This is a genomic window from Haloterrigena turkmenica DSM 5511 (assembly GCF_000025325.1).
GTDB classification, from domain to species: domain Archaea; phylum Halobacteriota; class Halobacteria; order Halobacteriales; family Natrialbaceae; genus Haloterrigena; species Haloterrigena turkmenica.
Map to the genome: position 1 here is coordinate 2,495,861 of NC_013743.1, position 19,728 is coordinate 2,515,588.

23 protein-coding genes are annotated in these 19,728 nt (G+C 64.4%); 12 read left to right on the top strand and 11 right to left on the bottom strand.

Annotation, left to right across the window (positions count from 1 at the left end):
- Positions 1-62 precede the first annotated feature (62 nt).
- Positions 63-1,046 (bottom strand): arsenic resistance protein, encoded by a 984-nt coding sequence (locus tag HTUR_RS11980; protein WP_012943588.1) that lies wholly within the window; start codon positions 1,044-1,046, stop codon positions 63-65.
- Positions 1,047-1,197: 151 nt separating this feature from the next.
- Positions 1,198-1,401, bottom strand: coding sequence for a VNG_1110C family protein (locus tag HTUR_RS11985; protein ID WP_012943589.1), 204 nt, complete (start codon positions 1,399-1,401; stop codon positions 1,198-1,200).
- 258 nt (positions 1,402-1,659) lie between these two features.
- Between HTUR_RS11985 and HTUR_RS11990 the strand changes: the two genes are divergently transcribed.
- The 4 genes from HTUR_RS11990 (at position 1,660) to HTUR_RS12005 (ending at position 6,764) form a co-directional block, all read left to right on the top strand.
- Entirely contained in the window at positions 1,660-2,769 is a 1,110-nt protein-coding gene (locus tag HTUR_RS11990; RefSeq protein ID WP_012943590.1) for an OBG GTPase family GTP-binding protein, read from the top strand.
- Between the two features lie 111 nt (positions 2,770-2,880).
- Positions 2,881-4,077 carry an MFS transporter gene (locus HTUR_RS11995; RefSeq protein ID WP_012943591.1) on the top strand — a complete coding sequence of 399 codons (1,197 nt, stop codon included), beginning with the start codon at positions 2,881-2,883 and terminating at the stop codon, positions 4,075-4,077.
- A 173-nt stretch (positions 4,078-4,250) separates the two neighbouring features.
- Positions 4,251-5,921, top strand: a complete 1,671-nt coding sequence (locus HTUR_RS12000) for a Na+/H+ antiporter NhaC family protein (protein WP_012943592.1) — start codon at positions 4,251-4,253, stop codon at positions 5,919-5,921.
- A 48-nt stretch (positions 5,922-5,969) separates the two neighbouring features.
- Positions 5,970-6,764 (top strand): VOC family protein, encoded by a 795-nt coding sequence (locus tag HTUR_RS12005; protein WP_012943593.1) that lies wholly within the window; start codon positions 5,970-5,972, stop codon positions 6,762-6,764.
- Positions 6,765-6,907: 143 nt separating this feature from the next.
- Here HTUR_RS12005 and HTUR_RS12010 read toward each other — a convergent pair whose 3' ends face one another.
- Both HTUR_RS12010 and HTUR_RS12015 read right to left on the bottom strand, forming a co-directional pair.
- The gene (locus HTUR_RS12010) at positions 6,908-7,111 is read right to left on the bottom strand and encodes a DUF7576 family protein (RefSeq protein ID WP_012943594.1); all 204 of its coding nucleotides are present in this window, start codon (positions 7,109-7,111) and stop codon (positions 6,908-6,910) included.
- Between the two features lie 311 nt (positions 7,112-7,422).
- On the bottom strand, positions 7,423-8,706 hold the full coding sequence (locus HTUR_RS12015) for a Cdc6/Cdc18 family protein (protein ID WP_012943595.1): 1,284 nt from the start codon (positions 8,704-8,706) through the stop codon (positions 7,423-7,425).
- Between the two features lie 648 nt (positions 8,707-9,354).
- Here HTUR_RS12015 and HTUR_RS27390 point away from each other — a divergent pair.
- Complete coding sequence (locus tag HTUR_RS27390) at positions 9,355-9,531, top strand: DUF7563 family protein (protein WP_012943596.1); 177 nt, start codon at positions 9,355-9,357, stop codon at positions 9,529-9,531.
- 176 nt (positions 9,532-9,707) lie between these two features.
- Here the strand turns inward: HTUR_RS27390 and HTUR_RS12020 are convergent, their stop codons facing one another.
- The 3 genes from HTUR_RS12020 to HTUR_RS12030 form a co-directional block, all read right to left on the bottom strand.
- Entirely contained in the window at positions 9,708-9,953 is a 246-nt protein-coding gene (locus HTUR_RS12020; RefSeq protein ID WP_012943597.1) for a Sec-independent protein translocase subunit TatA/TatB, read from the bottom strand.
- Between the two features lie 223 nt (positions 9,954-10,176).
- Positions 10,177-11,505, bottom strand: a complete 1,329-nt coding sequence (locus tag HTUR_RS12025) for an FAD-dependent oxidoreductase (protein ID WP_012943598.1) — start codon at positions 11,503-11,505, stop codon at positions 10,177-10,179.
- A 155-nt stretch (positions 11,506-11,660) separates the two neighbouring features.
- Positions 11,661-12,956: a DUF389 domain-containing protein gene (locus HTUR_RS12030; protein WP_012943599.1), complete on the bottom strand. Its 1,296-nt coding sequence runs from the start codon at positions 12,954-12,956 to the stop codon at positions 11,661-11,663.
- 165 nt (positions 12,957-13,121) lie between these two features.
- Between HTUR_RS12030 and HTUR_RS12035 the strand changes: the two genes are divergently transcribed.
- The 4 genes from HTUR_RS12035 to HTUR_RS12050 all read left to right on the top strand — a co-directional run bounded on the left by HTUR_RS12035 (position 13,122) and on the right by HTUR_RS12050 (position 15,603).
- The gene (locus HTUR_RS12035; protein WP_012943600.1) at positions 13,122-13,406 is read left to right on the top strand and encodes a DUF357 domain-containing protein; all 285 of its coding nucleotides are present in this window, start codon (positions 13,122-13,124) and stop codon (positions 13,404-13,406) included.
- Positions 13,407-13,808: 402 nt separating this feature from the next.
- On the top strand, positions 13,809-14,780 hold the full coding sequence (locus tag HTUR_RS12040; RefSeq protein WP_012943601.1) for a transcription initiation factor IIB: 972 nt from the start codon (positions 13,809-13,811) through the stop codon (positions 14,778-14,780).
- Between the two features lie 110 nt (positions 14,781-14,890).
- Entirely contained in the window at positions 14,891-15,070 is a 180-nt protein-coding gene (locus tag HTUR_RS12045; protein WP_012943602.1) for a DUF7836 family putative zinc-binding protein, read from the top strand.
- A 296-nt stretch (positions 15,071-15,366) separates the two neighbouring features.
- Positions 15,367-15,603, top strand: a complete 237-nt coding sequence (locus tag HTUR_RS12050; RefSeq protein WP_049914513.1) for a UPF0058 family protein — start codon at positions 15,367-15,369, stop codon at positions 15,601-15,603.
- A gap of 203 nt (positions 15,604-15,806) precedes the next feature.
- Here HTUR_RS12050 and HTUR_RS12055 read toward each other — a convergent pair whose 3' ends face one another.
- Positions 15,807-16,262 (bottom strand): DUF555 domain-containing protein, encoded by a 456-nt coding sequence (locus HTUR_RS12055; RefSeq protein WP_012943603.1) that lies wholly within the window; start codon positions 16,260-16,262, stop codon positions 15,807-15,809.
- Positions 16,263-16,467: 205 nt separating this feature from the next.
- Between HTUR_RS12055 and HTUR_RS12060 the strand changes: the two genes are divergently transcribed.
- Together HTUR_RS12060 and HTUR_RS12065 are read left to right on the top strand one after the other, a co-directional pair.
- Entirely contained in the window at positions 16,468-17,397 is a 930-nt protein-coding gene (locus HTUR_RS12060) for a DNA-3-methyladenine glycosylase 2 (protein WP_012943604.1), read from the top strand.
- Positions 17,398-17,472: 75 nt separating this feature from the next.
- Positions 17,473-17,790: a DUF3784 domain-containing protein gene (locus HTUR_RS12065; protein WP_012943605.1), complete on the top strand. Its 318-nt coding sequence runs from the start codon at positions 17,473-17,475 to the stop codon at positions 17,788-17,790.
- 39 nt (positions 17,791-17,829) lie between these two features.
- On the opposite strand, the gene HTUR_RS12070 is transcribed toward HTUR_RS12065, so the two are convergent.
- Positions 17,830-18,075: a hypothetical protein gene (locus HTUR_RS12070; protein WP_012943606.1), complete on the bottom strand. Its 246-nt coding sequence runs from the start codon at positions 18,073-18,075 to the stop codon at positions 17,830-17,832.
- A 466-nt stretch (positions 18,076-18,541) separates the two neighbouring features.
- Between HTUR_RS12070 and HTUR_RS12075 the strand changes: the two genes are divergently transcribed.
- Positions 18,542-18,820, top strand: a complete 279-nt coding sequence (locus HTUR_RS12075) for an acylphosphatase (protein WP_012943607.1) — start codon at positions 18,542-18,544, stop codon at positions 18,818-18,820.
- Positions 18,821-18,844: 24 nt separating this feature from the next.
- Here the strand turns inward: HTUR_RS12075 and HTUR_RS12080 are convergent, their stop codons facing one another.
- Together HTUR_RS12080 and HTUR_RS12085 are read right to left on the bottom strand one after the other, a co-directional pair.
- Positions 18,845-19,051 (bottom strand): hypothetical protein, encoded by a 207-nt coding sequence (locus HTUR_RS12080; protein ID WP_012943608.1) that lies wholly within the window; start codon positions 19,049-19,051, stop codon positions 18,845-18,847.
- Between the two features lie 166 nt (positions 19,052-19,217).
- Positions 19,218-19,715 carry a hypothetical protein gene (locus HTUR_RS12085; RefSeq protein ID WP_012943609.1) on the bottom strand — a complete coding sequence of 166 codons (498 nt, stop codon included), beginning with the start codon at positions 19,713-19,715 and terminating at the stop codon, positions 19,218-19,220.
- Between the last annotated feature and the right edge of the window lie 13 nt (positions 19,716-19,728).

Consider the following 19,728-nt stretch of genomic DNA (forward strand, 5'->3'; position numbering starts at 1 on the left):
ACGCCCCGTCGATCCGGGGTGGCGCTCGAGTCGGTTCAGACGGCGGAACCGGGAACTCGAGATTACCCGAGCGGCCGACCGACGCGGTCCCAGCCGCGGGCCTCGAGCCGTCGCAGCAGACTCGCGACCACCGATAGCAGCGGCAACTCGAGCAGCGGACCGATCACCAGCGCGAGCGCGATCAGCGGTTCGTTCGGGAAGGCGACGACGGCGATGGCCAGCGCCGTCGGCGAGTTTCGCGAGAGGATCGTACAGTTGAAGCAGGCGACCTCGCGATAGGAGAAGTCGAGCAGCCGGCCGATCACGAGCCCGAGCGAGAAGTTGATCGCGTAGAACGCGAGCACGGGGAGTGCGAGCAGAGCAAGCACGTCCGGGCGCTCGAGGACGAGGTCGCCCTGCGAGGCGAACATCGCGGCGACCGCGAGCGAGAGGAAGACGATCTGGACGGGGCCCAGTTTCGGCAGGAAGACGTCGGTCACCCACGCTCGGCTCTTCAGCGTCGTCAGGCCATATCGCGCGACGGCGGCGAGGACGAGCGGGACGACCAGCACCAGCGCGATCCCCTCGAGGAGGATCCCCAACCGGAGGTCGACGAGCGTGCCCGCAAAGGCGTAGAGGTAGACCGGGAGCAAGACCAACTGGAGCACGAGGTTGTACGGCAATAGGGACGTCGCCAGCGGAACGTCGCCGTTGGCCAGATCGGTGAAAATGAGGTACCAGTCGGTACAGGGAGTGACGAGCAACATGAGCAGCCCGACCCACAGCGCCGGGTGATCGGCGAGGAAGACGGCGCCGAGCCCCACCGCCAGCAGCGGATTCCAGACGAAGTTCACCGCGAGACTCGAGCCGACGACTCGCCGGTTCCCGAACGCTCGCCGCAGCCCCTCGAGGGGGATGCCGGCGAAGGCGGCGAACAGCATCACCATCAGGAACGGGAAGATGAGCCGGTCGGCGAGGGCGGGCACGCCGGACACCTGCGCGGCCCCGAGACCCACGGCGATCCCCGCCATCACGAACAACGTCTGGAACCGTTCGAAGACGTTCACGGCCGCCGCTACGGCCGGTTCCACTGAATGCGTGTCGGTCCCCCTCGAGTCGGCTCGGAGCGGCCGCGGAACTGAAAGCAGCGGAGAGAGCCGTGAAAACCTGAGAAGCGAGGGAGGAGACGAGAATCTGACTCGCGAGCGTGACGGACTCTCAGCGCATACTGACACCGCGGCGCGCGAGATACTCGCTTGCGGCCTTGATCTCGACGGGACTTCCGATGACGCGACACTGCCGGTCTCCCTCCGGGACGACGGTGACGGTAAACTCGTCGGAAAGCGATGGCTCGACGGCGTCGAGGGTCTCCCGAGGGAGGACGATCTGCGTGCTGTCGCGAAGCCGCGCCGCGTCTGGCATTACCCGAACGGTCAGTCGCGTATCGGTTATACCCGTCGAAACTGGCGTCTGTCGTCCCACGGACCGATCGACCGCCGTCGGCCGACTTCGCTCGAGGCCTCGGCATACGACGGGATTCGGCCGTTTGACGACCGGATCGGTCACCTGATAACTGGGCCAGGCGACCTGACGGCCGGCCCGGACGCCCGACGGGGACCACGGCCGTGCGACGGCGCGCATGGAAAGTGTTTTTCGGCGCGGGCGGTTGGATACTGACAAATGGGGCTCGAGGAGGAGATCGAGGAGATCGAAGACGAAATCGCCAACACGCCCTACAACAAGTCGACGGAGGCCCACATCGGCCGGCTGAAGTCCAAGCTCGCGGAGAAAAAGGAGAAGCTCCAGAACCAGAGTTCGGCCGGGGGCGGTACCGGCTACTCCGTCGAGAAACACGGCGACGCTACCGTCGCTCTCGTCGGCTTCCCGAGCGTCGGCAAGTCGTCGCTGCTGAACTCGATGACCAACGCCGAAAGCGAGACGGGGTCCTACGAGTTCACGACGCTGGATGTCAACCCCGGGATGCTCCAGCACCGCGGGGCGAACATCCAGATGCTGGACGTCCCCGGGCTGATCGAGGGCGCAGCGTCGGGCCGGGGCGACGGGCAGCAGGTGCTGGCGGTCGTCCGCAACGCCGACCTCATCGTCTTCATGCTCTCGGTGTTCGAGATCGACCAGTACGACCGCCTGCAGGAGGAGCTGTACGACATCAACATCCGCGTCGACCGGGAGCCGCCGCGGGTGACCGTGCGGCCGAAGATCAAAGACGGGATCAAGATCACCTCGAGCACCGAGCAGGACCTAGACGAGGAGACGATCAAGCAGGTCCTCCGCGAGCACGGCTACGTCAACGCCGTCGTCAACCTCCAGGAGAACGTCACTATCGACCGACTGGTCGACGGCCTGATGGAGAACCGCGAGTACATCCCCTCGATCACCTGCGTGAACAAGGTCGACCTGATCGAACCCGACTACAAGGAGACCGTCGACGAGCAGTTACGCGAGCGCGACCTCGATCCCGAGGAGGTCACGTTCATCAGCGCCGAGCAGGAGAGGGGCCTCGAAGTGCTCAAGGACCGCATCTGGGAGAACCTAGGCCTGATCCGCGTCTACATGGACAAACCCGGTCGCGGCATCGACTGGGAGGAGCCGCTGGTCATCGAGCGGGGGACGACCGTCGGCGAGGCCATCGAGAAGCTCGGCGGCGAGATGGAAGAGCGGTTCCGCTTCGCCCGCGTCACGGGCCCCAGCGCCACCCACGACCAACAGCAGGTCGGGAAGGATCACGTTCTCGAGGACGAAGACGTGCTGAAACTGATTCTGCGCCGGTAGATCTCTCGCAGCGAGCGCGTCGTGACGCCTCCGTTTCCGGGTGCCGTCTGGCGGATAACAACACTGAAGAGCGCGACCGAGAACTCACATCCTAGGTGACGCTTCCCGCCTGTGTGCTACACTTCGAAACTGAAACGCGTTATTAGCGATCTCTCGAGCGGCGGGCGCGGAAAGATACTTCTCTCCGTCGCCTTCGGCTGGTTTCTCTCGATCAGCGTCCGGATGATCTACCCGGCGTTGTTGCCGTATATCCGCGACACGTACTCGCTTACGCTCACGACGTCCGGCCTGCTCCTGTCGGTTCTCTGGATCGCCTACGCGTTCGGGCAGCTACCGGGCGGCATCCTCGCCGACTGGGTCGGAGAGCGCCTGCTATTGGTCGCCGGGTCCCTCCTCGCGGCGGCGATGCTCGCGCTCGTCATCGTCGTCAACTCGACGCTCCTCCTGTTCCTCGCGACGGCCCTGTTCGGCGGTGGAACGGCGCTGTACGGCGTTTCCCGGTTCACGATCCTGAACAAAATCTACCCCGACCAGCTCGGCACGGCGACGGGCGCGACGATGGCCGCCGGCGACGTCGGGAACGCGGTGATGCCGCCGGCCGCCGGATTCATCGCGACCGCGCTGGCCTGGCAGTACAGCTTCGGTGCCGCCGTTCCGCTCTTTCTGATCGCGGCCGTCAGCCTCTGGCTGACGCTTCCGGAACAGTCGTCAACGGCGGCGCCGCTGAGCGAGTCCCTTGATCTCGAGGGCATCGTTCCGACGCTGTCGCAACCGGTCGTCCTCCGTGGGACCGCGCTGCTCGTGCTGTGGGCCGTCATTATTCAGGCGTTCATGGGCTTCTATCCGACGTATCTGATCGACGTAAAGGGCCTCTCGGCGCAGGTCGCGAACGTCCTGTTCGGCTTCTTCTTCGCGCTCGGCATCCTGATGAAGCCGGTCGCCGGACGGGCCTACGACAGTATCGGCGTTCGGGCGCCCCTCCTCCTGATCATGGGGACGGCCGGGCTGGCCCTTCTCGCGCTCCCCGTTGTCGGAGAGGTGTGGCTCTTCGGCCTGCTGACCGTGCTCGCGAGTAGCCTCCTGGGATTCGAAACGATCGTGATCTCCGATCTCACCCAGCGGCTACCGGACGGGACCCAGGGGACGAACCTGGGCGCGCTTCGGACGGTCTACCTCGCGCTCGGCGCGCTGAGTCCGTTCCTCTTCGGAGCGGTCGCCGACCGGGGATACTTCGACGAGGCGTTCGTCGGTATCGCCGCTCTCGCCGGTGTCGTCGTCTGTATCGTGTTCGTCTCGGTCGATTACTAACACGGAGCGTCCCGCGGCTGACTCCCCGGTCATACTAATTGCGTCTGTGACTGCGGCGGGAAGAGCTCCTCGAGGAACGGTCGAATTAGCCATCCAACTATCAAAACTCGGTACTATAATCGGATAATACTACAATCAGTGGCATTATCAGGCAGTCCGACGATCGATCAGGTATGTCTGACTTCGGCGTGTTTTCGCTCCTTCCGCCGCTGCTCGCGATCGGGCTCGCGATCGTGACTCGGCGGCCGATGCTCTCGCTGTTCCTGGGCATCTGGTCCGGAGCGGTAATCTACACCGAAAGCCTCGGCATCGCACAGACGTTCAACTGGATCGTCGGCGCGATCATCGCCGACGACGGCTTTCACGTCCAGATCCTGCTGTTTACCCTCCTGCTGGGATCGGGCGTCGCGCTTATCTGGCGCCTCGGCGGCGCGACCGCGGTCCGCGAGTGGGCGACGGCTCACCTCGGCACCCAGCGTGCGGTCGGCTTTACGACGTGGATCCTCGGAATAGCCATGTTCTTCGACGACTACGCCAACACGGCCATCGTCGGCTCCACGATGCGCGAGATCTCCGACCAGCTGCGCATCTCCCGCGAGAAACTCGCCTACATCGTCGACTCGACGGCAGCCCCCGTCGCGACGATCGGCCTCTCGAGTTGGGTCGCCTTCCAGCTCTCGCTGATCAGCGATGCCTACGATGGGCTCGGGGCCGAGGGCGCGCCGACGGCCTTCGAGACGTTCTTCTGGTCGATCCCGTACAACACCTACGCCCTGCTGGCGATCGTGATGGTCGGAATCATCGTCATCACGCGCCGGGATTACGGCGAGATGCTCGACGCCGAACACCGCGCGTCCTCGACCGGTGCAGTCAGCCGCGAAGACGCCCAGCCGCTGCAGGAAGTCCAGAAGGACCTCGGCGAACCGATCGAGGACCGGCCGATGCTGCGGACGTTCTTCGGGCCGGTGGTCGTGCTCATCGCGGTGACGCTCGCGGGCGCGTTCTGGACCGGCTACCAGTCGTGGACGTCGACGCAGGCCGAGGAAGGCGCGTCGACGGCGATCGGCACCGCTGCGGCGGAGGAAGATGCGGTTCAGGTCTTCGTCGATATCGTCGGCTCCGGGGATTTCGCCGGCGCGCTGATCTGGGGCTCGTTCGCCATGGTCGCGACGGCCATCGCGATCGGGCTCGCCTACGATCTGTTCGATCTCGGTACCGCGGTCGACACTATCCTCGACGGGTTCCGACTCATGCTGACGGCCGTGACGATCCTCGTGCTCGCGTGGACGATCAGCGCCGTCGCGGAGGAACTCGGGACGGGCGAATACGTGACGGGAGTCGTCGGCGACGCGATCCCGGTCGAGTTGCTCCCGATCGTGATCCTGTTCGTCGCCGCTTTCATCGCGTTCACGATGGGGTCGTCGTGGGCGACGATGGGGATCGTGACGCCAATCGCCATCGAACTCGCCTACGACCTCACCGGAACGTTCGATATCATGCCGGTCATCGTCGGCGCCGTCTTCTCCGGCGCGATCTTCGGGGACCACGCCTCACCGATCTCCGACACGACGGTGCTCTCCGCGACCTTTACCGGCGCGGACCTGATCGATCACGTGCGCACGCAACTTCCCTACGCCGCGACCGTCATGTTCGTCGTCGTGATCTGCTACCTGCTCAACGGCTACCTCGGCGTCTCGCCGCTGTTCTTCCTCCCGCTGGGCGTACTCCTGCTCATCGCTCTCGTCCGCGGCTTGTCGGAACTCGACGCCGCCCGCAAGGGGCTCAACCCGGTCGCCGCTGACTCGCTCGAGGAGCCCGCCGAGGCAGACCGCCCGACTGAGTAGACCGCCGGCTTCGCCACGCTTTTTGAGGTCGCAGGCGTCGTTTCGCGTATGGACGGAACGCTCGACCACACGATGATCCGCGTCTCGGATCTCGAGGAGTCGCTCGACTGGTACCAGACCCACCTCGAGTACGAGGAGAAGGATCGCTTCGAGGGCGACGGCTTCACCATCGTCTACCTCGGTCCCGAGGAGATGCACGAGGAGGGCGCGATGCTCGAGATCACCCACAACGAGGGCGAGGAGCCCGAGGTGGGCGACGCCTGGGGCCACATCGCAGTGCGAGTGCCCGACGGCGAACTCGAGGAGTACTACCAGCAGCTAATGGACGAGGGCGTCGAGGACTACCGCGACCCCGAGTCCTGCGGTGGGAGTTACGCCTTCGTCAAGGATCCAGACGGCCACGAGATCGAGATCGTCCAGCGCGACCCCGACGAGGGCGCCCTGTGGTCGATCGACCACACCATGATCCGCGTCGAGGACGCCGACGAGGCGCTTGGCTTCTGGACCCGCAAGTTCGAGTACGACGAGGTCGGCCGCTGGGAGGCCGACACCTTCGCGAACTACTTCGTCGAGCCCCGCGACGCCCCGGCCGAGGCGATGTCCGTCGAACTCACCTACAACTACGACGGCCGCAGCTACGATATGGGCGACGCCTGGGGCCACCTCTGTGTCCGCGTCGACGATCTGACCGAAGACTGGGAGGCCCTGCTCGAGCGCGAGGCCCCCGACTACCGGGACCCGGAGAGCAACGACAACATGTACGCCTTCACGAAAGACCAGGACGGCCACGAGATCGAACTGATCGAACGTGACCTCGAGGCCGACTCGCTGTTCCCGTTCTGAGGCGGTCGTAACCTACAGAGATCTCTTCTTATCTGATGCGGTCACGGACCGACGATAAAGGGGAAGCCAGCGGAGAAAACCGTCGCGGCCGACACCGTTGATCGACGAGAGGATTCGATCTCCCGAAGGGGTGTGCAGCTCGGCTACTGGCGGTGTCTGTCGCGGGCCGCCTGCAGACACTCGTCGCTGCAGTAGTGGTACTCGAACACGTCCGCGCCGTCGCGAACTCGCCACGTCAGTCGCCGGTCGCGGGGCCCGATTTGGGATTCACAGGTTCGACACGCCGTTTTCTCGCGGAGTCGATTGTGACTCGAGGGAAGTTCGGGTCCGCCGTAGTGGTGTTCCATACGGTGACTGGACAGTCGACCGACTAAGACGATCGGCTGAATTACTGGACATCTTATATATGGGCCGTCGTTTCGAATTGTCGAATTTGGCGGACGAGGACGGTGGACATCGAGACGACGGTCTGGGAGGACACCCCTCGTTTTCAGTGAACCGGTTGCCTTCGTAGCGATCCAGAGTGGGTAGACACCCCTCATTTTCAGTGAAGCGAACTCGGAGCCGCAGTGAAACGAGAGCGAACTCACAGCGGCCGGATCGATCGGACACCCCTCGTTTTCAGTGAAGATCGTCGACGAGCAGCAGCGAGATATCGTTATATCGAGGATTCGGAGAGCGCGTCCAGAACGTTGCGCTGGTCGCTCGCGGACTCGAGGCAGGCGCTCATCACGACATCGGGATCGTGCAGCAGCCGGTGGGTCCGGTAGCTGCCTTGACCCTTGCCGCCGCCGGTGTGCCGGCTCTCGGTGATCTCCGGCAGCGTCCACTTCTTCATCAGATCGAGGACCCGCTGGTGGGTCAGCGACTCGCCGGCGACGACGTCGGCGACGACGCAGTAGGTGTCGTAGACTTCGCCCGTCGAGAAGGAATCCGAGAGTTTGGACTTCGTCAGGTACGCCAGCGCGTAAAGGGCGTAGCGAGAGTGGGGCGTCCCGTTCTTGATGACCTGAATGGAGCGGTTGAGATCGCTGTACTCGTCGGCCTTGCGCACGTGGTCTTCGGTCACTCGATCACTGCCGTCCTTCTCCGCGAGCTTGCCGGCCGAGCGGAGGATGTCCAGCGCCCGGCGGGCGTCGCCGTGGTCGCGAGCGGCGAGCGCCGAGGCCAGTTCGATCACGCCCGGTTCGAGGACGCCGTCCTTGAACGCGTCCTTGCGGCGCTCAAGGATCGCCTGCAGCTGGGTCGCATCGTATGGCGGGAAGATGATCGGATCGTCCTGGAAACTCGAGGCGACGCGCTCGTCGGGCGCGTCGGTGTAGTCAGTCTTGTTGCTGATCGCGACGACCGCGATGTAACAGCCCGTCTTGCCGGCCTCCTCGGAGCGGGAGAGCTTCGAGAGAATTTCGGCGGTATCGTCGCCGAGTTTGTCGATCTCGTCTAAGATAACGATCAGCGAGTCCGACTCGTGGAGGAGGCCGTCGCCGTCCCAAAGCGCGTCGTAGTAGCGACTCGCGCCGACGCCGTCCTTGGGGATGTAGCGGTCGGGATCGATCGCGTCCCGGACCTCGAAGGCCATCTTGCGGGCGGCTCGCGTCTCCGTGTTGTACTGATCGCAGTCGACGTACGCGGCGGTCAGATCGGTCTCCTGCATCTGGGCGATGCCGCGTGCGCGACCGGTGACATGTTTGGCGACGAGCGACTTGCCGGTCCCCGTCTTCCCGAAGAGAAAGCCGCTCTCGGGCGGATCGCCGAAGGCCGCCGGTTTGAGTAGCGCCTCGACGGTCTCGATCTCGCGGTCGCGACCGACGATGCGGTCCTTCTGGGGCACGTGCTGGGGCCGAAGGAGTTCCCGACGACGGAAAATAGACGTCGTTCCGTCCGCCATCGGATCGTCCTGGAGTTCCTCGATCGAGGGCGTCGGGATCGGATCAGTTCCCATTAGCGAAGACTTTCCCGACGCGAGTGATAAACGCACCGAACCGGATTTTCAGTGAAAGACTCGAGACGGGCCACGAGAGTGAGTGACCCACTGATCGGGTCGTGGACGGTGACGGCACACACACCCCTCGTTTTCAGTGAACGGCCGCGTAAGTGGGGGTCCGTAGTCCGCCCGCAGCCCGAGCCCCTTGATCGCGTTATTATATTATTTATTGTATCGGTAAAGTAGTAGTGTAGTTGTGGACCAACAGACTCTGAAAATGGACTTCAGTACGCAACACTTTCGATCAGCGTTTTCTTTATACTATGGCTCAATCTCCGCACCTACGGGTTTTCGTTTTCACTGAAAACGAGGGGTGTGCCCGTCGTCGTTCTCCGTCCCGGTCACTCGAGTCCGACCGACGACTGATATTGCACCGAGCTCTTCACCGGAATCGCTGTACGCGAGTGTCAACAGTGGTACGCCTCAGGTCGCTCGCAAGGTTCTCGGTGCCGGTGCTTTCCTCCCAACAGCAGAACGGACTCTGCGTATCGCCGCGCTCGAGCAGACTCGGACGTGAAATGACTGGGATACAATCGTCTCCCGTCAGCAACTTATGAAAACCACCGATATGTTTATCAGCGTTTGCTCGAAAGCGTGACGTAACTCATGCCAACGTGTGGCAACTGCGACGCGTACGTGACGAGCGACTTCGTTCGGGTGTTCGGCGTGAACGACGAGGTCCACGGCTGTCCGAACTGTTCGACGTACCGCGAACTCTCCGGCGGCGATGGCGCGGTTCGCGCAACCGAGATGGAACGCGAGGTCGACGGACCCCGCTTCTGAGCGACTGCGAATCGGTTTTTCCCGGCGTCCGCCGTCAGGTTGTCAGCACACGTCCGACGCTCAAGCGCGCCGATCGAGAGCGAGGCTTCGTTTGAGAGACGAACAGGCATCGCGAGTGGTATCGGATGCGAGGAAAAGGGACGGCCGATCGAGAGTGGCCGTTCTCGAGCGCGAGATTACGATTGTGTCTCGGTAGCCGTCTCCGTCTCCACGTCGGGGGCGGAAGCGGCGTCGTTTCGGTACTCCTCGAGTTCCTGCTCGACTTTCGCCTGGCCTTTCTTGAACTCGCCGGTCGATTCACCGATGGATCGCGCGAGTTTCGGGATCTTCTGTGCGCCGAACAGCAGGATCGCGACCCCGACGATGATCAGCAGTTCCGGGGCCCCGGGCGTCGGGACGAACAGCGGTGCGATCGATGTCACGTCTTGACTGCCTATCGGTGTGCATGTAGTCTTTTCCTCTCACCGGATCGATCCCGTTCCGTGACCGCTCGGTCTTCTCGTCCATTGTCAGCGATCGGATACTGACGCCTCGGCCGGTGAAACAGACAGAATCGGGTCGACGTATTCCAGGATTCCCCGCACTCGTACTCGAGCGCTAGTCAGCCCGTGGTGAACCAGTCAGCGCGTGGTGAACCGTTGTGAATTAGTCGTCGGCCGCGGCCGGTTCGACTTCTTCGACGCTCGAGTCGGCGCGCTCTACGTCCTCGAGGTACTCGTCGGCGTCCAGCGCGGCCTTCGAGCCCATGCCCGCAGCGGTGACGGCCTGCTGGTAGTGGTAGTCGACGACGTCGCCGGCGCCGAAGATACCGGGGACGTGGGTCTCGGTCTGGCCGCCGCCGTCGCCGCCCTTCGTCTTCAGGTAGCCGTCGGCGTCCATCTCGACGCCGGTGCCCTCGAGGTAGTCGGTGTTGGGCGTATGGCCGATGGCGAAGAAGACGGCGCCGACGTCGAACTCGAACTCGTCGGTCTCGGGGTCGTCGAGCCGATCGGTGGGATGGCCCTGGTCGTTCTCGACGAGGGTGACGTGGTCGACGCCCTCCTCCTGGGAGCCGTGGAGTTCGATGACCTCGGTGTTTTTCATGATCTCGATCTCCCCTTCCTTGACCTTCTCGTGGACGCGGTCGACCCAGTAGTCCTCCGCGCGGAACTCGTCGCGGCGGTGGGCGATGTAGACGGTGTCGGCGAATTTCGTCAGGAAGGTGGCCTCCTCCATGGCAGCGTCGCCGCCGCCGACGACGAGCATGTCCTCGCCGCGGAAGAACGCGCCGTCACAGGTCGCACAGGTCGAGAGCCCGTAGCCCATAAGCTCGTCCTCGCCGGGGATACCGAGCGTCCGAGCGCTGGCGCCGGAGGCGGCGATGACGGCGTCGGCGGTGTAGACGTCGCCGTTGGTCAACTCGACGCGGAACGGCCGCTGGTCCGAATCGACGGACTCGATGATGCCGTTCTCCAGTTCAGCGCCGAACTGTTTGGCCTGCTCTTTCATGTTGTTGACCAGTTCGGGCCCGCTGATCCCCTCGGGGAAGCCGGGGTAGTTCGCGACGTCCGTGGTGAGGGTGAGCTGGCCGCCGGGCTCGTCGCCCTCGATGACCAGCGGCTCGTTGTTCGATCGACCGGCGTAGATCGCGGCGGTGAGGCCGGCGATCCCGGTGCCGGCGATGATCAGTTTCCGGTGTTCGAGGACCTCGCCGTCCTCGACGTCGTCGGCGATACCGAGCTTCTCGTCCAGTTCGCCGGTCTCGTCGAGCGCGCTGGTGTCGTCCCAGCCGCCGATGAGCTCGTCGTCGATGAACACTTCGGGTGCGGTCTTGCGACCGTCGGCGCGCTCGACCATCTCCTCGAAGAGGTCGTCGTCGCCCGTGACGTTGTACGTCTCGTACTCGACGTCCTTGCTATCGAACAGGTCCTTGGCCTTCTCGCAGTACGGACAGTCCTCCTTGGTATAGATCTCGACTCGAGGCTGTTCGCTCATGTATCAGGGTTGGGATAGAGCGCCTAAACCCCTTGCGTTCTCAGCAATCTCGAGCGGTTGCTATGACGCGCCGCTGCCGTCGGTCGATCTCTGCTCGCGGTCGCGAGGCGTCTCGCGCCTGGCTATTGACTACGAGGCATGGGGTCCGCTTCTGACTACGAGGCACGTGGGGACCCGCTCTCGACGAACTCGACGGTCACGGCCACGTCGCGCTCGGTCCGGTCCTCGAGGCCGGCCTCGAGGGTCGGGACGAGAGTCGGATACGGAACGTCGGCGGGTCGCTGGACGACGACGGTGACCGCCGGCTCACCGTCGGTTCCGGGGCCGACGAACTCGGTGCGCACCTCGACGAGTTCGAGGTCGTCGTACGCGTCGTCCTCGAGGACGGTCCGCACCTCGTCGTTGACGGCGTTCTGGTGGTTCACGTACTGGCCGATGACCAGCCCGCCGGTGGCAAAGACGAGCATGCCGACGACGGCGGCGATGACGAGGGTATCGAGCCACTCACCGGGGACGTTGGCCCGGAGCGACCCCTGCGTCCAGCCGTCGGGCCGGTAGCCCAGATACCAGAACACCGCGAGACCGGCGAAGAGGATCGACGTGGCGTTGACGGCGACCAGCGCGCCGGCGCCGACGGCGACGGTCGTCTCGCCCCAAGCCAGCCCGATGCCGACCGCTGCGGCCGCCGGAATGAGCGCGACGGCGATCATCACGCCGACCAGCGAGACGGGGATCGCCGTCGCGAGGCCGAACGCGCCGGCGGCGCCGGCGCAGACGCCGACCACGAGCGCGAGCAGCCCCGGCGAGATCCGGTTCTGGACCTGCACGATGGCCGTGATGTCGATCGTCGAGGGAACGATCCCGCCGGACCGGACCAGCCACGCGAAGGCGAAGGCGCTGGCGATTGCGACGACGAGCCCCATCGCCAGCGAGGTCAGGCCGCCGGCGATCATGTCGCGGTCGTCGAGCACGAGGCCGACGGTCCCCGTCAGCGCGGCGCTGACCTGGGGCGCGATCACCATCGAGCCGACGACGATCGCCGGCGAGTCCAACAGCAGGCCCGCCGTCGCGACGATCGCGCTCAGGACCGTCATCGCGTAGTAGGTGACTCGACCGGGCGTCATGTTCAGCGCCCGCGTGCGGATCTCCTCGCGAGCGATGCTGTCGTCTTCCTCCTGGCCGTTGACGTACCGTTCCTCGAGCTCCTCGATTCGCGGCGTTCGAGCCGTCTCGATCGAGGAGACGACGATGAAGTCGTCCTCGACGCCGGCCTCACGCAGCGACGTGAGCACGCTGTCGACCGCCTGCGTCGGGACCGGGAACGTAACGAGTTCGCCGTTGCCTCGGTCGCTGTTCTCGTTCGTTCGGACGTAATCGAGGCCCTCGTCCTCGAGCACATCGAGCGCCGCGTCCCGCGTTTCAGCCGGGACGAACACCTGCAGTAGTCGCACTGGCGACGGAGTCGGGTCGTCACGTGATTCCTATGCGGTCGTTATACTGTTGTGGAATCGTTTCCTCTCGGTCGTCGTCGGGCACGCTCGTCGTGCCGGCGACGATCTGCCGACGACAGCCGAGCGAGACAACGCACTTACGGTCCCGACCGACGAGTATCGACCATGGCTGCGGATCTCGAGGAGAAGACGGATCGCTACGGCGAGTTGCTCGCGGAGGCCCTCGAGGCGGCGTCGGTCGCGCCGCCGGAGGGGACGCCGATGGCCGAGGCGGCGGCGGAGTGTTACGAGATGGCGGCGTCGTACCTCGAGGACGGTCGTCACTTCCGCGAGGGGGACGACCTCGTCAACGCGCTGGCGTCGTTCTCTTACGGCCACGCGTGGCTCGACGCGGGCGCCCGAATCGGCCTGTTCGACGTGCCGACGGAGGGCCACCTGTTTACGGTCTAGCGGCCCGCTCTCGGACAGACAGTCGCGTCGGGGTCGAGAATCAGCGGACGGAGCGCGGACGGCGAGATGATACCAATACAGTTGGACACTACACTTCTGTAGGTCGCTGTTGTACGGTCAACTGCAATGGTAACGGGACGTGCTGGTCGGGTCGTGCTGAGCTTGCCGGCGGTCACCCCTCACCGCCGGGTCGCCGGGGGACCGCGTCGCGGCGGCGACCCCGGAATCCGCACGAGTAACAGCAATATAACCGCAACATATATAATAGAAAATCCGAACAGTTTATAAGATGGGCGAAAGCTTTATATGCCTTACGGCCTTACCCTATGTTAGCTGAGGCGACCGGGTTTCTTCTGGTTACCCCACCCGGGAGCCCCGAGTAACGCACCCGATACGCACACCATGACAGACACCACCATCAAAACGTACACAGGCGAGGCTGAGAGCGAGGAAACGACAGAGGAGTCGGGGGAGCAAGAGCGCTGCCCCGAGTGTGGCGGCCGAGTCATCTCGGACGCCGAACACGCCGAGACGGTCTGTGAAGACTGCGGGCTCGTCGTCGAGGAAGACGAGATCGATCGCGGCCCCGAGTGGCGAGCCTTCGACGCCGCCGAGAAGGACGAGAAGTCCCGCGTCGGCGCCCCGACGACGAACATGATGCACGACCAGGGCCTCTCGACGAACATCGGCTGGCAGGACAAGGACGCCTACGGGCGAGCCCTCTCGAGTCGCCAGCGTCAGAAGATGCAGCGCCTCCGCACCTGGAACGAGCGGTTCCGCACCCGCGACTCCAAGGAGCGCAACCTCAAGCAGGCGCTGGGCGAGATCGACCGAATGGCGAGCGCGCTCGGTCTCCCGGAGAACGTCCGCGAGACCGCCAGCGTGATCTACCGCCGCGCGCTCGAGGAGGATCTCCTCCCCGGACGCTCCATCGAGGGCGTCGCGACCGCGTCGCTGTACGCCGCGGCCCGACAGGCGGGCACTCCCCGCTCGCTCGACGAGATTTCGGCGGTCAGCCGCGTCGAGAAGATGGAGCTGACCCGCACGTACCGATACATCATCCGGGAACTCGGCCTCGAGGTCAAGCCGGCCGACCCCGAACACTACGTACCGCGGTTCGTCAGCGACCTCGATCTCTCGGACGAGACCGAACGTATGGCCCGCGAACTGCTCGAGTCCGCGCGCCAGGAGGGCGTCCACAGCGGCAAATCGCCGGTCGGCCTCGCGGCCGCCGCGGTCTACGCCGCTGCCCTGCTGACCAACGAGAAGGTCACCCAGAACGACGTCAGCGAAGTCGCCAGCATCTCCGAGGTCACCATCCGCAACCGCTACAAGGAACTGCTCGAGGCCTCCGACACGGCAGCCCCGGCGTAAACGACATGTTTCGGGGTCTGTCATCGGCGGTTTCGATTCGACCTCGGGTGCGATGAACGGCTGATTAGGAAGCGACAACACTTTTGAGGCACGGTGTGGAATGCCATAGCATGGACGAGACGACCGTGCAACTGTTGTGTCCAGAATGTACGAAAGATTGGCAGATTTCTCCCGGTGAACTCCCCGCTGCCGCCGACATGTTTCACTGTCCCGGCTGTCACGCCTCGCGGCGGATGTCCGAGTTCACGCGAACCGATCGGGATCTCCAGACGTTGAAACAACTCGGCTAGCGATCAGGCCCCCTGCGGTGGCGAGCGCGATCTGCCCACTTCTCCAGTTCACTCGCGTCAGTGTCCAGCGGTAGTGACCGTTTACCGAACCTGACTGGAGCGTTCAACCCCCCGACGAAAGCGCTTATTATTCGTGTAATACCGCATTGTACGTGCTTCCTTCGAGCGATTTGGTCCGGGTAGGGATACCATTCCGTGAGTCCTAGCTGGTGACATCCTGTCGACTGAACTCAGGTCCCGTGCTAACGCGACTCAAGATAATAATATAACCCTGCAGTGGGTAGGATTGCATGGTTATGAAGAAGCAGGAGCTCATTCACCTTCACGGCCTTCTTGCGGAGGTATCGAACCAGTGCGCGGAGTGGGATGACTGTACTATCGACCTCGAGGAGTACGAGTCGCGGGGTATCCGACCGACATCAATCCACAAGTCGAAAACTGATCACAAAGCTGCTGTCTTCGCGCTCGCCGGGGGAATCACGAAGAACATGCGCGAGGGGGAGCAGGAAGCAGTCGCCGCTACTGCGGACTGAAACAGACGACATCTCCTTCGATAACGCAACCGCTGACTGGCGAGACTCGTCTTTGCGTCGCTACGCTGGATCGGTGTGAGCCTCGTTGGTAACGAGCGCCATTCTGCTACGTGTCACGATACGCACACCGCTATCCATTGTGATCGTCGGGCTCCTGTTCATTGCTGTGCGTCTCGGTCGCGAACACACACCGGGAGAATCAGCTACTCGACCAGATCCTCGAACTCGGGGAGGATCTCCTCGTCGTCGTCCGTCTCGTCGCCGTCGGTCTCCGCGGTCGACGACTCCTCCGTCTCGGTTTCCGACTCATCGTTAATTTCGTCTTCCTCGAGTTCCTCGACGCTGAGGACCTCGAGTGGAATGTTCTCGAGGAGTTGGCCGATCTCCTTGCGCGCGATTCGGGAGGCGTGTTCCTCGCGCTCGACGTTGAAGACGGTCATCTCCAGTTCGAGCGCGACCAGCGCCTCGTCGGCCGCGATGAAGGCGGGCGGGAGCTCCTCTCCCGATGGAGAGGTGCGCTCGCCCATGTTGATCTCGACGTAGTTCAGGTCAGGGTTCAGCATCTCACCCGTCTTCGAAATGGCGATGCGAATCGCCTCGTCCGGCGTTTCCACATCGAACACCGGCACGGCGGCTTCGACGACAACCCTGCAGTCCATACACGGATATTGTGTCGCATCCAGTATGAAAGTTCGCCTCAGGAGACAGGACACTCTGTTCGAGAGCTAGCTCTGCCCGGCGAGCGCCCCGTCGGCTGGATAGCTAGTGAATAGCACCCACTCAGCGGCCGACTCGACGAGACGGCTACCTTCCCGCCCCGTCGGTTCGAAAGGCAAAAGCCCGCGCCCCCGAACGGACGGCTAGATGGAGACAGGGACGATTCCGGTCGACGAACTCGAGGGTGGTCTCGACCTGTATCGCACGCTCGAGAGCGGACAGAGCTACCTCTGGCGGCGCAGCGACGGCGAGATGTACGGCGGGTCGCCGGCGCCGGAGGCGTGGTACTATACGGTCGTCGACGGCGAGGTGATCCGGGTTCGCCGCCGCGGCGGGCCGGACGGTGATCCGACCGCCGGCGTGGCGGCCGACGCGACGACCGGCCGTCTCGAGTGGGAGTCGACGACCGACGCCGAGCCCCTCGTCCGCCGGCTCCTGCGCTTAGACGACGACCTCGAGGCGATCGTCGACGCGGCGCCGGACGACCCCCTCCTCCGTGAGGCCTACGAGGCCCACCGCGGGATGCGACTGGTCGACGATCCGGCCTTCGGCTGTCTGATCTCGTTTATCTGCTCGACGCAGATGCGGGTCAGCCGGATCCACGCGATGGTCTCGACGCTGGCCGCCGAGTACGGCGACGCGATCGCGTTCGACGGCGAGACCTACCACGCGTTCCCCACGCCGGCCCAACTCGCGGCGGCGACCGAGAGCGAACTGCGCGATCTGGGGCTCGGCTACCGCGCCCCCTACGTCGTTCGCACGGCCGAGCTGGTGGCCGACGGCGAGGCCCACCCCGAGGAAGCCCGGGACCTCGAGTACGAGGCCGCGCGGGAGTATCTGACCCGCTTCGTCGGCGTCGGCGACAAAGTGGCCGACTGCGTGCTCCTGTTCTCGCTGGGGTTCGACGAGGCCGTTCCCCTCGACACGTGGCTCAAATCGGCCGTCGAGGAGTACTACCCCGACTGCGACCGGGGCTCCTACGCCGCGACCTCGCGGGCGATCCGCGAGCAACTGGGCGGGGAGTACGCCGGCTACGCGCAAACGTACATCTTCCACCACCTTCGAACCGGTGAATGACGGTGTGGACCGGCAAATGACGGAGTTCGCGTTCCGCGCGGAACGATTTTGTGAACGGGCTGTCCATATCTTCGTATGGTCGACGGATCGGTCCTTGCGCTGCTCGCGGCCGCCGGGTTCGTCGGCGCGCTCGGAATCGCGATCAAGTACTTCGGGATGGTGCGGCTGATCGCGGGCTACGATTCCGACCGCGTCACCGACGAGGCAGGACTGGCCGACTTCGTCGGGACGAACACGCTGTTCGTCGCCGCGCTTCTGGTGCTCATCGCCGTCGTCGAGCACGCGGAGCCCTTCGGTGACACGGACCTCGTCTGGCTTGTCTTCGTCGTCGCGGTGTTCGGCCTCACCGCCCACATGATCGTCGGCTCTCGGCGGTACGAACGTTCGGCGTGAGTAGCGTCGTTCAGTCGGCTCCCGCTGCCGGCTGGTGGCTCAGTCGTAGTCCTCGCGCCCAGTCATCGCCCAGTATGCCTGCGAGATGATCGTGACAGCGAAGATAACCGCGAGCCCAACCGCGACGTAGCGGGCTGCCGTCTCGCCGACCAGATAGTAGGCGAGTCCGCTCGCAATGAGGACGAACAAGATCGCACCGACGAGCAACTCGAGGAGCTCTCGGAGCGTTGCGTGGCTACCCGAGACGTCGAGATACTCGTCTTCGATGCGTTCGATGATACCCATAGCGTGATCGTTGTGTATCGCGGCCGGCGTCGAATCAGCGGAACTCCTCGAGCGCGGTCTGCTCTCGCTTTAGCTGTCGCGTCCGATAGCCGTACTCGGTTTCGAGGCGGTCTCCAAAGGCCTTGTCGAAGTGCTGTACACGGTGGACATCGATAGAGCACGTGTCTCCGTTACGATATCATGCACGGACTCGAGTGATGACGGTACGGTCGAGACTGGAACGCTCCTAATCGTGGCAACGGGGAATTCCGCGTCCTCCCCAACCGATTCGCTCGCGCAACGTCGTCGGCCGCCCTCGCTATCGCTCACGGTTCCTTCCAGTCACCGCTCGCTTTTCGAGGTGCTCGCAGGGCTCGCACCTCGCTTCGCTCGGACGCCCGACAGCGCGCGCCGCGGCGTGGCGTCGGTCGGGTAGCGCTCGCGTCGTAGAGTCGGCTTTTTGTCGCTCGCGGTCGACCCCTCGCACATGGCGGACCGAACCCGCGCACACGTCTTCGTCTCCGGTACGGTACAGGGCGTCTACTACCGCGCGAACACTCGAGACACGGCCCGCGAGAAGGGCGTCGACGGTTGGGTGAAGAACTTGGACGACGGCCGCGTCGAGGCGATCTTCGAGGGCCCCGAGGACGCCGTCGAGGGGATGGCCGAGTGGTGTCACACGGGCAGTCCCGCGGCCGACGTCGCGGACGTCGAGGTCGACTACGAGGAGCCACAGGGCGAGGACGGCTTCGAAATCCGGTACTGAACCGGTACGCGATCGGGCGCCGACTCAGTCGGACCGTCCGACTCCCGAGTCGTCGCGTTCGGTCCCCGCTTCGGCGACCTCGTCGTCGTCGTAGACGTCGATATGATGGACCGCGCTCGGGGAGAGGAGTCGGTCCCCCTCGAGTTCGATCCAGCCGTTGGCGTGGACGACGATCGGCCCCTCGTAGAGCGGGTCGTCGTCGACCGGGTCGTCGTAGATGGCGACGTCCACGTAGGCTCGCGTGAAGGGATTCGCGTCGTCGGAGACGATCGAGTGGCGAGAGGCGATCGGCGGGAATATCGTAGGATACTGACACCACTACCTCAGATAAGTGTACCGTAACGGACAGCACCTGCGCCGTGGAACGCGATGACTGCGGCACGATCGGAGCGAGCGGTCACATGGACTCGACCAAATACGTCTCGAGCCACGGCGGCTCCTCGCAGTACTTCCACTCGGCCCAGTCGGCCTTCTCGCCGGCGTAGTAGGCTCGATAGGCCGCGACGGGATCGCCGGGGCGTTTGTACTCGTCGGGCATCGTCTGGGGCCGGGGCGTCGGCTCGGCGGCGGGGAACGAAATCGCGTCGGGATCGATCCGCTCGATCACCCCCCAGGAGGCGTGGTCGTCGTCCTTGTCGTAGCGCTCGACGAACTCGGCGTTCAGGGCCTCGGCGTGGTCGCGCAGGCGGAGCCAGTTCGCCCGCGATTCCGTCGCCCACGTCGTAACGGGGTGGTCGACGTGGGTCGGCCGATAGAGGAAGTCGGCTTCGTAGCCGTTCTCCCGGGCCGCGGTACACAGCACCTGAGCGGCCTCGAGCAGCAGCTTATTGACGTGCTGGTCGCAGTGATAGCGCGCGGCGAGCCGCGGGTCCTCGTCGAGCCAAAAGACGTTCACGTCGGTAATTGAG

Coding starts and splice junctions, on each gene's coding strand:
- HTUR_RS12060 (WP_012943604.1), top strand. CDS start 16,468: ATGGAGACAGGGACGATTCCGGTCGACGAACTCGAGGGTGGTCTCGAC.
- HTUR_RS12065 (WP_012943605.1), top strand. CDS start 17,473: ATGGTCGACGGATCGGTCCTTGCGCTGCTCGCGGCCGCCGGGTTCGTC.
- HTUR_RS12075 (WP_012943607.1), top strand. CDS start 18,542: ATGGCGGACCGAACCCGCGCACACGTCTTCGTCTCCGGTACGGTACAG.
- HTUR_RS11985 (WP_012943589.1), bottom strand. CDS start 1,401: ATGCCAGACGCGGCGCGGCTTCGCGACAGCACGCAGATCGTCCTCCCT.
- HTUR_RS12035 (WP_012943600.1), top strand. CDS start 13,122: ATGGCTGCGGATCTCGAGGAGAAGACGGATCGCTACGGCGAGTTGCTC.
- HTUR_RS11990 (WP_012943590.1), top strand. CDS start 1,660: ATGGGGCTCGAGGAGGAGATCGAGGAGATCGAAGACGAAATCGCCAAC.
- HTUR_RS12000 (WP_012943592.1), top strand. CDS start 4,251: ATGTCTGACTTCGGCGTGTTTTCGCTCCTTCCGCCGCTGCTCGCGATC.
- HTUR_RS12045 (WP_012943602.1), top strand. CDS start 14,891: ATGGACGAGACGACCGTGCAACTGTTGTGTCCAGAATGTACGAAAGAT.
- HTUR_RS27390 (WP_012943596.1), top strand. CDS start 9,355: ATGCCAACGTGTGGCAACTGCGACGCGTACGTGACGAGCGACTTCGTT.
- HTUR_RS12055 (WP_012943603.1), bottom strand. CDS start 16,262: ATGGACTGCAGGGTTGTCGTCGAAGCCGCCGTGCCGGTGTTCGATGTG.
- HTUR_RS12040 (WP_012943601.1), top strand. CDS start 13,809: ATGACAGACACCACCATCAAAACGTACACAGGCGAGGCTGAGAGCGAG.
- HTUR_RS12010 (WP_012943594.1), bottom strand. CDS start 7,111: ATGGAACACCACTACGGCGGACCCGAACTTCCCTCGAGTCACAATCGA.
- HTUR_RS12050 (WP_049914513.1), top strand. CDS start 15,367: ATGAAGAAGCAGGAGCTCATTCACCTTCACGGCCTTCTTGCGGAGGTA.
- HTUR_RS12025 (WP_012943598.1), bottom strand. CDS start 11,505: ATGAGCGAACAGCCTCGAGTCGAGATCTATACCAAGGAGGACTGTCCG.
- HTUR_RS12005 (WP_012943593.1), top strand. CDS start 5,970: ATGGACGGAACGCTCGACCACACGATGATCCGCGTCTCGGATCTCGAG.
- HTUR_RS12015 (WP_012943595.1), bottom strand. CDS start 8,706: ATGGGAACTGATCCGATCCCGACGCCCTCGATCGAGGAACTCCAGGAC.
- HTUR_RS12070 (WP_012943606.1), bottom strand. CDS start 18,075: ATGGGTATCATCGAACGCATCGAAGACGAGTATCTCGACGTCTCGGGT.